The following is a 13,935-nucleotide window of genomic DNA, read 5'->3' as shown; positions in this document are numbered from 1 at the left end:
ATTGGTATCTAAATAGATACGAAATGTATCTGTTTAGATACTATCGCCGCTGTCGTTAATCGAATAGAGAAAGTATGTGGATGATTTAGGGTGAGTCTGTCGCCGAGGGAAGGGGAGCAGTCAGAGGACAATAAACTATCCTCTGACCACTCCTTTCATCTATTTACATTCTACGTTTTATGATCCTTGGACGTATCGAACTAAGTCAGCAAGAGTAAAGTCGTCGCTTTTGGCAATGCATGGATCAGGTTTCCAGCCTTTGTGTTTGAGGAAACTATCACAATAGACGAGCATGGCTCCAAATACTTCAAGAAGAATGGCCGAACCAACCGGGCCAAGCCGATTTTCCTTACCAACGGTGCCGGCTTCTCGCATGAGATAAAAGAATAAGGGTGTATGGCTTTCCAATTTTTCTCGATATTTTTTTTCAATGCAAGGCCATCCGGGAAGTTTGTCAATATGAAGATTTTGACCTGGATTGATGTCGTACCCCTTTGCTTTGAGGGCGGCTGCCACGCGTTGTCCGCTCGGTAGTCCTAAGGCATAGCCTCTTAGGACATTGCGAAATGCTAAAGATCGATCGTTTTCGCTCGCGAATCGTCCGACGATCGGATCAGGCATACGAATCAGTTCATCGGCAAGCAAGTGATCGAAGGCTTTTGATAAGACATACTCATGACACGGCTCGACGTCAAGAAGATATCGCCAGTCTACGGTGAGTGCTGGTGGGACAGGACTAAAGCCTTCTGTTCCGAATCGTTCATCAAAAAGATCAATGACAGGGTAGTCGACATTTGCTGGATACTGGGGACGGACAAGCGTATGCCCAAAGCGGTATGCTGCGACTGAGAACTCAATTGGCATACACAGGCGATGACATTTGTCGCGAATGTCACATTTCGGGTATTTACCTTTCTTAATTTCTGCCAAGGCATAATTGAAGATGGTTTCATCGCAGATGCGTTTCAGGAAATCGTGCAGGACCAACCATTGATAGTGATAGCGACAATCTTGTTGAGCGTCTTCAAATGAACGTCCGACGATACGCCGGTTATGGAACCGGAGAAAAATGAGTTGCAATTGTGAAACAAAAAGATTTTCATCATTTCGGGGGTCGCCGATTAATGCTCGTCCCTGGTCATCCCTCGGCACATCATTTTTGTTCTCATCCGTTCCGGTGTAGAGCCGTCCAGTTTGAGTCTGGTCATAGAGAAATGGCATGACATCGGGACCAAATCCATATACACAGTCAAGATCTAATGAAGCTGAACGCATGTTAGGTAATGTATTGACTTCCTCTGTACTTTTGGGATCTCCATGGAGGTTGCTGGTTGAATCCAGGGTAATATCGTGATCAATAAACTGTGCGAAAAATGTATAGGCTGCGGGGAGACAACTGTCAGATGAGTCTGAGTTGACATCGTGCATGATCCCGCCTACACCTCCTATGAGTTTTGCAATATATTCTGCCTCGCATTGATGCTGAACACCACAGTCTTCCCCCCAAGGTTTGAGATCTGGAAACAGTTTGCAGAAATTCCCTAGACTAAGATGACTGCAACCTTTCGCCTTGGACGTTCCATGCATCGGCTTACAGGTATTCATAAAATGCTCTCCCTTCTTTGAATATGAAAGAATGATGTATGAGTGATGGCGCAATGCCGTGATGGTGACCAAGAAACTGCAATTACAAGGCCAATGCAAGGGCAGGGCACGTGTCTTGAGGTGTTGATTAAAGTATTAAAAAGAACAAGGAGAATTTGTAATTACCGTTATGAATGATGAAGGTGAGTGCGTATCTGAATAGATATCGCAACGTATCTGTTTCTCTACAGCGGGCACTGACTCAGGACGGCGAAGCGGTTGGGTTACTCACTTTTCCTAAAAACAAAATGAGCCCGGATTGGTTCTCGCGGATTAAGAAGAAGAATGGGTGGTCAGCTCGGAAAACAACAGGCTGAGGGGTTTGGAGGCTTCGGCCTTCCATCACGACGCCGGATGCCCCTGCAGCCTCGGTGCCTTCCTCGTTGACTTCTATGAAACCTTGATGAAAAACGGCTGCAAGATGTAAGTCCACCGCGTCACTCATTCCCGAGAAATCTGCCTGTTGGTCGAAGGCAAGAGGCATCCCCATCAATGAAAGCGTCTGGCTGAGATCGAAGCCAAAACTCATCTGAAATCGTGGAATAGAGGCTTTGACGAATCGTGGTTTCAGTGATTCAAGCCATTTCTCAAGCTTGGGATTCTCAAATGGACTCTCTAGTTCTGCCAGGTTTTCCCGTTTCTTAGGAAGTAGGAAGATCATGGAAAGACGATTTTCAATGTAGGGTAATTCAAGAATCTGAATGTCCTCGGTGTCTGCGTACGGGAAGCGATGCTGCTGTGTCATAAGCGGAATGTTTATTGAATGAGCGGATGAGTGCCAGAACTGAGATTCTTGCGTCTCGTGTTTTTTAAACGGTCTTGCCCAGATGCCTTTGTAATGATTTGCTGTGACTAAGAGCAGACGAGTCAATGAATCCAAGCTTCCCGGTGGAATAAGATCGGTTATTCTGGCATTGGTCATTTGTTCGACCCATTGATTAATGGTTTGCCGTGAGGCATCCGGATTCTTCTGGAAATCCACAGATTGAGGGGAGACGTCGTAGAGTTTTTTTGAATGCTGAATAAAGTCTTGTAGAAGATTCAAGGAGTGGTCAACCCAGATTCCGCTCGTGGCGTTCAGGTCAATGCCTTCAATCGTGTTTGCAGCACTGAGGATCGCGCGAAGTTCACCCATGCCCTGTGAGACTTCCTTTGGGTCAAGCGACCATCCGAAGACCTTTGAAATTTCTAATTGTGTCTCGCCTCGGGCTCCGATATACGCCATGGCAAGTGCGGTTGAGGTGCTATAAGGAGCGAGGATAATATTGTCCGATTGAATTTCCGCAGTCTTATTGAATAATTCAATGGCGAATGCATTATAGGTTCTTACCATATCTTGAAACGCCTCCGTTTTCTTCGCTTGGGCGAGAGGGGTCGTTTCGAGCAAAGAAATGGTTATGAGTAAGGTAAGTAAAAGTTGTTGTCTTACATGTGTCACCTAAAAACTGTAGCAAGATTGTTGGAAAAAGTCTCTGTCGTGCTTTTCCTTACCTGTCATAGCTGTATGTTTATATGATCAGCCCAAAAATTATGGGTATATTGATACAGGTGAATTTATGACCCCGGATGACTTTTCATTCGGGGTCATGAAATGTTTTCCTAAAAAAACGTATCCGTTACTCGTTGGATTGCACAAAAATACTGTAGTTTCCTACTTGAGTATCATGATAAAGCCTGATTCGTACATGATAGGTGCCTGGTACGAGTTCGGCCGTGATTCGAGAGTTGCGATTGTTCCCATCAAGGTCGTCGTTTTCCTGAACAAGTGTTGTCTCATTATTTGGTCCGAATAAGGACATGACAGTATCGACAGAAGCGTTTTCCCCTCTTGTTTCAATAGTGTATGAACCTGCCTCCTCAACCGTGAATTCGAACAGGTTTTCGGTTCCTGGAGTTGAGATAGCACCCTGTGTTAACGGAGGGCTGACAGGAATGTTTTTTAAACCAGGGTCAGGACCTGGTCCATCGCCTCTCTGTTCACTGATCCAGTCGATAAAATTCGAGACTCTTGTATAAACTCCTGGGAAATTCGGTCTGGCGCAGCCAATTCCAAAGCTCACGACGCCAGCCAGTCGATCCGTATCTTGTGCGCTATCCACGACCATTCCCGGTCCACCACTATCTCCCTGGCAGGAATCTTTGTTGAGCTCGGCTGCGCACAGCATGTTTTCAGTAATACTCACTCCTGTGCCATCATACATGGATTGACAACTTTGATTTGAGACGACTGGAAGAGTCACTTCCATTAAACGATCAGAGGCCATTCCGCCTTCTTCGAGCAAGCCCCAGCCCACAACGGTGAACGGGTTTCCAGGTGTCTCCAAATTGCTATTACTGGAAACTAACGAAATAGGTGTTTGTGAGGATGGGCTATCGAGTTTGATTAAGGCAATATCAGAATCACTCGTATCAGAATTATAATCAGCATGATTAATCACTTGAACGATATCGTGGACTTCGCCTCCTGATTCATTGAGATTCAGGCGTCCCAAAATAACCTTGTGTCCGAGCTGAACGGTACAATGAGCGGCGGTCAGCACCCATTTAGGGCTGATGAGGGAGCCACCGCAAAAACTAAACAATGAACCGTTTTGTCGGACTAGGGCAATCGAAGCTGCCCACGGGTAATCTCCACGCTCGGCTGGTTCTCCCCCCACGATCCTCGGTTGAAGGCCGGTTCTCGGTTCCGGTGAGCCTAGTTGACGTTGAAACGCATTCGCTCGTTCACGAATGGTTTGTATTCGCTGTTTGTCATCTTGTGTCAGGCCTTCTACTGATGATGCGGCTAAGGTCAATTGTTCAGTCCCGACGGTCATACAGGAGATGGCCAATCCTATGACTGTGGCCAGCGACGCTATTTTTGAAAAAGTCTTGATGCGTTTCATACCATAGATTCCTTTTTTACAGGTGAGAAAGAAACACAAAGTCCTGACCTGTTTCAGGAATTTGTCAAGAAATTTTTATGTTAACAATTTCATGAGGCCTGTCTATGGTCAGGCGAACGTATTGAAGGCCTAACGCTGTTTTGCGAGTTTGAGGGCTTGACTCGCGTTAACTCTTCCGTAGCCATACCATTCACTATGACCAGATGAATCATATTTCCCCTTTGCCTGATCAATTTTGTCGCTCGAGTCTTTGATAACTTCCTTGACCTCTCTCCATGTCAATTTTGGATTAACTGATAAGATTAAGGCGGCGATTCCTGCCACACCCGGACAGGAACTTGAGGTACCTCCGAACCGATTGGTGTAGGATCCCAGCCGATCCCCTAAACGGCTTCGGCCAGGATTATACCCGGCAGCTCCTGAGCGATCTGTGGTCCAGATGCCTCGCGTTCGTGCTGAAGATGCGTAATCTTTACTCGGAAAACAACACCACACGGCCTTGCCAAAATCACTATAAACACTTCGTTGACTTTGATCATTGCACGAGGCAATAGCCATCACTCTCTCGCTGCTGGCATAGCCATCTTTGTCAACACTTTCATTGCCATTCCCAGCTGCCCATGTGACCACACACCCTTTACCCTGACGACCATTCTCGGTGACATATTCGAGTGCCAGTCGAGTGGAGTCGGGGAGTAGATATTCAGTTTTTCGTTTTGGATCTTCGGTATTTCGCCAATCTGCATCGCCTGGGCCCCAACTACAAGAAATGATGTCAGCTCCGTGGTCAGCAGCCCAGATCAAGGCCTCAGCTTCGTCCTGTGATCCTGAACCGGAATCGAGTCGAATGGGCATGAGCCTCGCTTTAGGGGCAACGCCGGAGGCTCCATGATGACCATTGGCACAAGCGACTCCCGCGCAAGGCGTACCATGATTGTCATTTGACCCAGGCCTTGGATCTTCAATCTTTCTGGTCGCATCCCAGGGGAAGACAATTTTATTGTCTCCGGAAAATTCTTCATGTGTGAGGTCGAATCCATCGTCAATCACGGCAATAGTGATACCTTCTCCTTCCGTCGTTTTCCATGCCTTCTCAATATTGGCATGAGCACGAATTCGGTGCTGACCGATGGTTGTGATTTTCAGGTGCCATTGTTCTGGAAAGGCGTTGCGATGTTGAGTTTGCCGAATCAGTTCCGGGTGACAAAGTTCTACGGCGTCTTCCTGTAACAGCATTTCGGCGATGGTAAACACTGTTTGCCCGCAACCCTTCGGGCCTGAAACAAAATACCCATTGCGGGCATAGCTAACTTTTCGTTTAATAGAGAGTCCATATTGTTTAAGGAGCTGCTTACACGATCGCTGCGTTTGACCTTGCTGAAATTTCACAAAGAGGTTTTCTGTATAGATAACCGGAACCTTAGATTTTCGATCCAATAGCACGCGTCCGGCAAATTCGATATCAGACTGAATCTTGAATGTTTTTCTCACTTGAGAACAGAGTTTTTTGATTCCTCTTTTGGCACGAACTTGATGAACTTCTACCCCAGATCCAGGAAGTTGAAAATTGAGTTCAAGTTTTTCTAATAACTTCCAGGCTTTCTTCGATAGCATGTTGGGGTCGAGCTTTCCTCGATCTTCCGTTCGAATAATCACATGCCGCGCACTCTTAGTTAACAAACACTTCTTTCCCTTCTTTCCACCATATCGAAAGCTTGGCATCTTCGAAATTTCCCCTTTCCTTCTGAACACTGCAAAAAAAAGACCAGCGTCTCATGACGTGGGAGTCGATGATTATAGCGAATTCAATAAATTTCCAAGTTAACTATTGAGACTGCTGCAGCGTATGAATAAGCCTGAAACATTGGAAGTTCTTCGAAACGGCTATACCTTCTGATAGTAACGGGAAATAGCAACATAAAATAATCAAATGACAATAGGGGTGATGCACCGTAGAGAGATGTGTATCGAAAGAGATACGTTTCGTATCTCATTCGTTACCGTAGTGAAACAAAATGATTCCCAGAAAGTGTCTAGACACGATGGTTCGATATCTCAATGGCTCATAGAGAATCATTCCGTATTTGAGTCATTGGGCAACATGAATAGGAAATAGGGGGTCATCGCGAATCCTATTAATTTTTATAAGGATGTCCAGGTCACGAATGTTCAACAGCTCTTTGGCTCATGAATGCGCAGTTCTCATTTCAATCATTGTGCTATTTGAACGTCAGATTTGTATGTGTCCTGGGTGGCGACGATTGTTGTGTAACCTTACCAACGCGGTAGGCAACTGTGGTTGAAAGGTGTTCTGTCCCTGTCGTGTCAACATAAGGTCGCCAAGCCTGTATAGTCAGACACCTCAAGCTTTGCTGTGAATTGAACCGGCTATTAAAACTTGCGTATAGATTTTAGATGGGAATGTTCAACAAGAAACTGAGAAAGGAGCAGGATCGATGAATGGTCAGGATAGAGAAGTGTTAACTGCCTGGAAGGGTAGAAAGTGCGGCGGTTGCAGGTGGAGCGATCTTTGAGAACATTAATGTCGCCGAGACCGCCCAGTCGATGAAGGTTCTCGGGTAAACCCCCAAGAGGAGGGTGCCGGCAATGCAGATGTAGACGACTGTTTTAATCGGGAACGATACGGTGAGCGGGGTCGAATCAACCGGCTCATTGATGTACATTTTTTTTACGACAATCAGGTAGTAATACATGGATATGACAATATTAATAAGCCCGACGATTAACAACGTATAGAGTTCTTCTTCGATGGCGGCCACGAATAAGTACAACTTGCCGATAAACCCTGCGAGTGGTGGGACGCCAGCCAATGACAACAGAAAGAGGAACATGGCAGCAGCGAGAAAGGGCGAGCGGCGATTTAGTCCACTATAATCTTCGATTTCATCACTGTGAATGTGATGGCTCACAGCGATGACCACCGCAAAAGCGCCGATGTTCGCAAACAAATAGGTCAGCAAATAAAAAAGTATGGCGTCACTACCCATTTTGGTTCCGGCCGCTAGACCGACCATCACTGTCCCAATTTGCGCAATTCCAGAGTAGGCCAAGAGGCGTTTGATATTCTTTTGTGCAATCGCGACAACGTTTCCATAGGTCATTGAGATGATGGAGGCGCAGACAAACATGAAGACCCACATGGGTTTAAACGACGCCAGGCCCACATAAAACATGCGGATTAATATGGCGATGGCTGCGCCCTTAGGGGCAATTGAGAGAAAGGCAGTGACAGGAGTCGGGGCGCCTTGGTAGGTATCCGGAATCCAGGAGTGAAATGGTACGGCGCCAATCTTAAACCCTAGGGCAGCAAAAATGAGCAAAAATCCTATCGCGAATCCATAACTTCCTGGCGTTGAAGCCATTTGCGAGAAAATCAATGTGCCAGTTTCGCCATAGACCAAACTGATCCCGTAAGCTAAGAGTCCTGCGGCAAAGACTCCGAGAATAAAAAATTTCAAACCAGCTTCACTTGAACGGATATCATCTCGTAGGTACGCGACAAGGACATAGAACCCGAATGTCGAGAATTCAAGCGTGACGAAGACCGAGATCAAGTCATTAGCTGAAGCCATGAACATCATGCCCAACCCGGACATCATAACCATGAAGTAGTATTCGCCTTTGAAAAATCGAAATCCCTTGACGTAATCAATCGAAATGAAAATGACCATCGCTGTGGCGAGTAAAATCAGAATTTTAAAAAAGATTGAAAGGTGATCGACCACATACATATTCTTAAACAAAGCCCCGATGATGCCAGCCTGGTCAAACCAAATGAGAATACAGATCGTGGCAAGGAGCCCGCCAATGCTGAGATAGGCCAAGGTTTCGTGTTGGATTTTTCTGACAGAAAAATCGACTGACAGCACCGTACAGAGCCAAAGGGTCAGAAAAATTTCCGGCAGAACGAGGAGGAGGTCGGAACCAGTGAGTGTGAGATCAAATATCATCATGACGTAATGCGTTAAACGTGAAACTTTTCCGCTAATAATAGACGGCTAGTGGAGTATTCTAAGAGTTCGTGATTCAACCTAAGGAACCTGCCGCGTTGAATTCGAGAAGGCTTTATAATAAACATTACATCTAATCTGCTAAGGTTTTTTGGTTCACTCCACTAGGGCAATAGTCCTTGTGAATGTTGGCTAACCTGACTGACAATAGGTGCGACTTGATTGATCCGGTCAAGCATGGGTTCAACGGTTGATCGCACCACGTCATAGAAATGTCCTGGGAAAATCCCAAGCGATACACTACAGACGATCAGCAAAATAAGTGGCATGCGGTCAACAAATGTTCTGGCATCTTGGGAATGGGCATATTCCGGTGAGAGTTCTCCATAGAACAGGCCTCGCATCATTTTAAATAAGTACGCGAGCGTCAAGACAATACCGAGTACTGCCACGATAACCTGGAAAGGATATTTCTCCCAACTGCCCACAATAATCATGACTTCTGCAATGAAATTTACGGTTCCGGGCATACCGATGGATGCCATACATCCGACAATAAAGGCCCCAGATATGAAGGGCATCTTTTGCATTAGCCCTCCAAGCGAAGGAATATCGCGTGTATGAGTCTGGTCATAGACCCATCCGGCCATCGCGAACAACATACTGGTGGCTAATGCATGGGCAAACATGTAAATGACCGCACCTGTCAAGCTGATGTAATCCAGTGCTGCCATCCCTAAAAAAATGTACCCCATATGCGATGAGCTGGAGTATCCGATAATGTACTTCGTGTCTTTCGCAAAATAGGAGACCAATCCGCCATAGATAATACTGAAGACACAGAGGACTGCGGCGATCCAAATCCATTCTCGCGTGGTTTCCGGAAGAATTTCGTACCCCACTCGAATAATCGAAAAATGCCCCAACTTCATCAGCACGCCGGCGTGCAGCATACTTGTCGCAGCCGGTGCTGCGGCATGTCCGACCGGAGACCATGAATGCAGTGGCCAAATCGGGGCAATCGAGGCAAATCCGAAAAATACGAGAATCCAGATAATGATTGCCAATGTACTGTTTTCTTGAATACCCGTTTGTGCTTTGAGTGCCACGATATCAAACGTATGCAATCCGGAAAAATGATAAATCAGCAAAATTCCCATTAACGCGACGACAGCTCCTGCGGAGAGGAACAGCGTGAGTTTCATGGCCGCGTACTCTTTGCTGTTTGAACCAAAATTGAAAATAAATCCGACGGAGTCACGGAGTTTGAGTCCTTCAGGGTCTGTCATCGACAGATAGCCTTTGGTGTGGCTTCCCCACATGCCTAACAGCACGTACATGGGTAGCACGGACATCTCATAGAAGAAGTACAGGAAGAACAAGTCCAGCGACATGAAAACACCAATAGTCGCTGCGGCCAAAATCAACAAGAAGATATAGAATTCTTTGGTCCGGTCTTTGATGTGCCAGGAAACAAAAACGCCAGCGAATAGCAAGATCGCCGAGGCAAAGACCAGCGGACCTCCGATTCCATCAACCCCGACATAAAAAGCTATGCCAAGTTCTTCAGACCAGGGAAACCGTTGAACAAATTGATAGCCGGCTTTCTCGGTGTCATACGCGAAGAAAATATAAAACGAGGCAAGCAAGCAAATGCCGGATGACACGGCCGCGACCATACGCGTCAGAAGTTCTTCTTTTCTTGGGACAAAAATGAGTCCGATCGCACCAAGGAACGGCGCGAAGAGAATGATCAGAAGAGAATATTCACCCATGCGATTAATCCTGTCTCACTTGGCTGAGCACGTGAGGCGCTGGTGTTGAAACTGTCGTATTTCCATGATTGAGTCGATCAACGACTTCTTGTACCGATCCATTCATCATGCGCAAGAAAGGAGATGGGTAGAGCCCGATCCAGAAAATCATGACACATAACGCGACGCCGATTCCCCACTCTCTCGTGTTGAGATCTTTGAGAACCGCAGGGAGTCCTTCTTTGAGAGGGCCAAAGATGGCGCGTTCATAAAACCATAAAAAGTAGGCGGCGGCAAAGATGACCCCAGTGACGGCGATAGCGCCGTAGACCCAGTACGCTTGAAAGGCGCCAAGTAAAATTAAGAATTCACCGACGAAGCCGTTTGTTCCGGGAAGGCCAATTGAGGCCATGCCGATAATGAGGAGGAACGTTGCCAGCAGAGGCATCTTCTTCGCGAGCCCGCTACATTCATGGACATTGGTATGTCCCAGTCGTTCATAGACAAATCCAGCAAAAAAGAACAAGCCTGCGGTGCTGAATCCCAGATTAATCATCGTGAGGAGACTGCCTTGAATGCCTTGAAAATTCAACGCAAAAAGACCAATGACCACAAATCCTAAATGACTGATGCTGCTGAACACCAAGAGCCGTCTGAAGTCTGGCTGAATAATGGCGACAATAGCCCCATACACGATGGCAATGAGTCCAAGCGTCATCACAATAGCAACAACGGTCTGATCACGAGAGGCATCAGGAAGCAAGGGGAAACTAAATCGCAGGAAGCCGTAGGTGCCCATTTTAATGCCGGCCAACAGGACCGAAGTGGGAATAGGGCCCTGCGTTAGCGCATCAGGGAGCCAGCTATGAAACGGAAAGACCGGTGCCTTAAACGCAAACCCGAGAAAGATGAGCCAGAAAATCAACAATTGCTGTCCAATCGGGATGGGGACCGAAAGCAGTTCCACCAAGTCAAAGCTATAGGTTTGTTTCACAGAGTAGTAATTCAAATCAAGAAGGCAGAATCCCACTAACATAAAGACGCTGCCTAACAGCGTATAGAGGACATATTTCAAGGCTGCATACTGGCACTGTGCACCAAGTCCCCACAGCTTGATCATGAAATAACTGGGGATGAGCATGAGTTCCCAGAACACAAAGAATAAAATGAGGTCGATGGACACAAAAATGCCCATGATGGTGGTTTCGAGTGCCAGGAGACTCATGAAAAAGGCCTTGGGATGGATTTTGACGGTATCCCAAGCATAGAGCACGAGCAGGACCGACAGAAATGCTGTGAGTCCGACAAACAGAATGCTGATTCCATCAACCGCCATGTGATAGCCGATGCCAAGTTGCGGGATCCAGCTATAGTGTTCGGAGAATTGCATGGCAGCGGTGTCAGGGACAAATCCCATCAGTAGCCAAGCCGAGACGACAAATTCCAGGACCACAAATCCCAACGCCGACTTCTTGATCAGGTCCAGATCTTTCATGGCCCACAAGATCATGGCGCCGAAAAGCGGAAAGAACGTGAGGAACGTCAGAATGGGAAACCCTGCTTGTAATTCTTCTTGCATCGTTTCGTATTACTTTATAGCCGTTTCAATGACCCTTTAATGCTTAACATGTGTAACCGCGCGAAGTTAATGAAAATGGTTATCTGGGCCTTCTTTGGATTCGCTATAAATTACTGTCCAAGTGCGGTCGCACTGGTAAACCAGAGAAAGGCCACATGGACCAATATGGCTAAGCCGATGATAATAATGGCGGCATAGTGATGAACCATACCACTTTGGAGTTTTCTCCAAGCCAAGGCCGCTAAGTGATGGCCAAAACCGATGACGTTGAGCCCGGCATACATCACATGTTTCTCGGTCCAGGTGATGCCTGCGGCACTCACGTCAGTCATATTGCCGATTCCAATGATAAATCGATCAATGATATTTCGGTCAATCCAATCCCATAACTCGCCGAGTCGTTTGCACGGTTCGACGATGATCTTGTCGTAGAATTCATCAACATAATATTTATTGAGTAGGGTCGTATATACTCCCGAAGCTTTTTGCATCCATTCGTCAGCGGTCCCTGGATTTGTGATGTACATATAACGTGCTAATGCCCATCCTGATACAGCAATCAGCGTGGCAAAGCTGGCTAGGCCAAGGAGTAGGCCGATATTAACTTCATGCGCCGTTGCTCCAAGAGGGGTGGCCACATCGTGCAGGAAACCATGGAGTAAGCCATGTTCAGGAGGAAACCCTAAAAATAATCCGCCCACGAGGGAGAGTCCGGCAAGAACCATGAGGGGAACCGTCATCACTTTAGGTGATTCGTGAATATGGGATTCGACTTCAGGATCAACGCGGGATGTACCGTAGAACGTGAGATTCGTCAGTCGAAACATGTAGAAACTAGTCAAGAACGCGCCAATAGCCGCGAGTGCATATAAAAAGTAATGGTGATGGATGAAGGCATGAGCCATGATCTCATCCTTGCTCCAGAATCCGGCTAATGGTGGAATGCCGGCAATGGCAATCGTGCCTATCAAAAAGACCTTATAGGTAATGGGAATTTTGTTGTGCAGGTCGCCCATTTTCCGAATATCTTGTTCACCGTTGAGAGAATGAATGACCGCGCCAGCCGAAAGGAATAAGAGAGCTTTGAAAAACGCATGAGTCACGACATGAAAGATGGCGGCCGTGTATGCACCGATGCCACAGGCGAGGAACATGTAGCCCAATTGACTGACGGTGGAATACGCCAAGACACGTTTGATGTCGTTTTGCACAAGCCCAATGGTGGCGGCAAACAACGCCGTAATACCACCGACAAGTCCAACGGTGGTTAATGCCACAGGGGCCATGTCGAAAATGGCATGATTCCGCACGATCATATAGACCCCAGCGGTAACCATCGTTGCTGCGTGGATCAAGGCGCTGACCGGTGTGGGACCTTCCATGGCATCAGGCAACCATGTGTACAATGGAAGTTGGGCTGACTTCCCAACCGCTCCGACGAGCAAGCACAAGGCGATAGCCGTGGCCATGCCTGTAGAAAGCTGTGGGGCTTGTTCGAGGACTTTGAGATAATCAAGTGTTCGAAATTCTGTGAAAATCAGAAAGACCGCGAGCAGAAATCCCGCATCGCCAATTCGGTTCACCACAAAAGCTTTCGTGGCCGCTTTTCCGGCAGAAATCTTTTCGTAGTAATACCCGATGAGCAGGTAGGAGCAGAGGCCGACGCCTTCCCAGCCGATAAACAACACCAGATAATTGTTTCCCATGACTAAGAGCAGCATGGAGACCATGAACAAGTTCATATAGGTGAAGAAGCGGGTGAAGCCTTCTTCTCCGTGCATGTATCCAATCGAATAGATGTGAATCAGGAGCCCTACACCTGTGATCACCATCAAAAAGACTGTGGTCAAGGGATCAATTAGGAATGCAAGATCGATGGAAAGGTCACCTCCATATATCCAGGAATAGGCGACCACTTCTTTCGGCGTGGGATCGGAAATGACATGGCCCAAGACACCGAGTGTACAGAGGAATGAGAGGCCCACGGAGCCAAAGGCCAGTCGTCCGGCCAGTTCGGTGGGATAGCGAGTCCCAAATATTCCGTTTGCGATGACGGCAAGAAGCGGAAAGATGGGAATAAGCAGAACTAAAAGATCAAACAC

Annotated in this window: 8 protein-coding genes; all 8 read right to left on the bottom strand. The window is 47.0% G+C overall.

Going from position 1 to position 13,935, the window contains the following annotated elements; genetic code table 11:
* Window positions 1–177: 177 nt before the first annotated feature.
* On the bottom strand, window positions 178–1,605 hold the full coding sequence (locus ACWQXP_RS01550; RefSeq protein WP_454061072.1) for a peroxidase family protein: 1,428 nt from the start codon (window positions 1,603–1,605) through the stop codon (window positions 178–180).
* 241 nt (window positions 1,606–1,846) lie between these two features.
* A complete protein-coding gene (locus ACWQXP_RS01545; protein ID WP_454061071.1) occupies window positions 1,847–2,977 on the bottom strand; it encodes a serpin family protein in 1,131 nt (376 codons plus the stop codon).
* 283 nt (window positions 2,978–3,260) lie between these two features.
* Window positions 3,261–4,529 (bottom strand): DVUA0089 family protein, encoded by a 1,269-nt coding sequence (locus tag ACWQXP_RS01540; protein ID WP_454061070.1) that lies wholly within the window; start codon window positions 4,527–4,529, stop codon window positions 3,261–3,263.
* A 129-nt stretch (window positions 4,530–4,658) separates the two neighbouring features.
* Window positions 4,659–6,251 carry a S8 family serine peptidase gene (locus ACWQXP_RS01535; protein ID WP_454061069.1) on the bottom strand — a complete coding sequence of 531 codons (1,593 nt, stop codon included), beginning with the start codon at window positions 6,249–6,251 and terminating at the stop codon, window positions 4,659–4,661.
* 758 nt (window positions 6,252–7,009) lie between these two features.
* A complete protein-coding gene (locus ACWQXP_RS01530) occupies window positions 7,010–8,503 on the bottom strand; it encodes an NADH-quinone oxidoreductase subunit N (RefSeq protein WP_454061068.1) in 1,494 nt (497 codons plus the stop codon).
* A 161-nt stretch (window positions 8,504–8,664) separates the two neighbouring features.
* Window positions 8,665–10,275 carry a complex I subunit 4 family protein gene (locus tag ACWQXP_RS01525; protein ID WP_454061067.1) on the bottom strand — a complete coding sequence of 537 codons (1,611 nt, stop codon included), beginning with the start codon at window positions 10,273–10,275 and terminating at the stop codon, window positions 8,665–8,667.
* Between the two features lie 4 nt (window positions 10,276–10,279).
* Window positions 10,280–11,833, bottom strand: a complete 1,554-nt coding sequence (locus tag ACWQXP_RS01520; protein WP_454061066.1) for a complex I subunit 4 family protein — start codon at window positions 11,831–11,833, stop codon at window positions 10,280–10,282.
* Between the two features lie 110 nt (window positions 11,834–11,943).
* On the bottom strand, window positions 11,944–13,935 hold the full coding sequence (nuoL, locus tag ACWQXP_RS01515; protein ID WP_454061065.1) for an NADH-quinone oxidoreductase subunit L: 1,992 nt from the start codon (window positions 13,933–13,935) through the stop codon (window positions 11,944–11,946).

It is taken from the genome of Candidatus Nitrospira salsa, from assembly GCF_965152625.1.
This window is presented reverse-complemented; position numbering and strand designations above follow the sequence as displayed.

What these genes read in the sequence shown, in the direction of transcription:
- ACWQXP_RS01550 (WP_454061072.1), bottom strand. Translation starts at nt 1,605, where the DNA reads ATGAATACCTGTAAGCCGATGCATGGAACGTCCAAGGCGAAAGGTTGC.
- ACWQXP_RS01545 (WP_454061071.1), bottom strand. Translation starts at nt 2,977, where the DNA reads ATGGTAAGAACCTATAATGCATTCGCCATTGAATTATTCAATAAGACT.
- ACWQXP_RS01540 (WP_454061070.1), bottom strand. Translation starts at nt 4,529, where the DNA reads ATGAAACGCATCAAGACTTTTTCAAAAATAGCGTCGCTGGCCACAGTC.
- ACWQXP_RS01535 (WP_454061069.1), bottom strand. Translation starts at nt 6,251, where the DNA reads ATGCCAAGCTTTCGATATGGTGGAAAGAAGGGAAAGAAGTGTTTGTTA.
- ACWQXP_RS01530 (WP_454061068.1), bottom strand. Translation starts at nt 8,503, where the DNA reads ATGATGATATTTGATCTCACACTCACTGGTTCCGACCTCCTCCTCGTT.
- ACWQXP_RS01525 (WP_454061067.1), bottom strand. Translation starts at nt 10,275, where the DNA reads ATGGGTGAATATTCTCTTCTGATCATTCTCTTCGCGCCGTTCCTTGGT.
- ACWQXP_RS01520 (WP_454061066.1), bottom strand. Translation starts at nt 11,833, where the DNA reads ATGCAAGAAGAATTACAAGCAGGGTTTCCCATTCTGACGTTCCTCACG.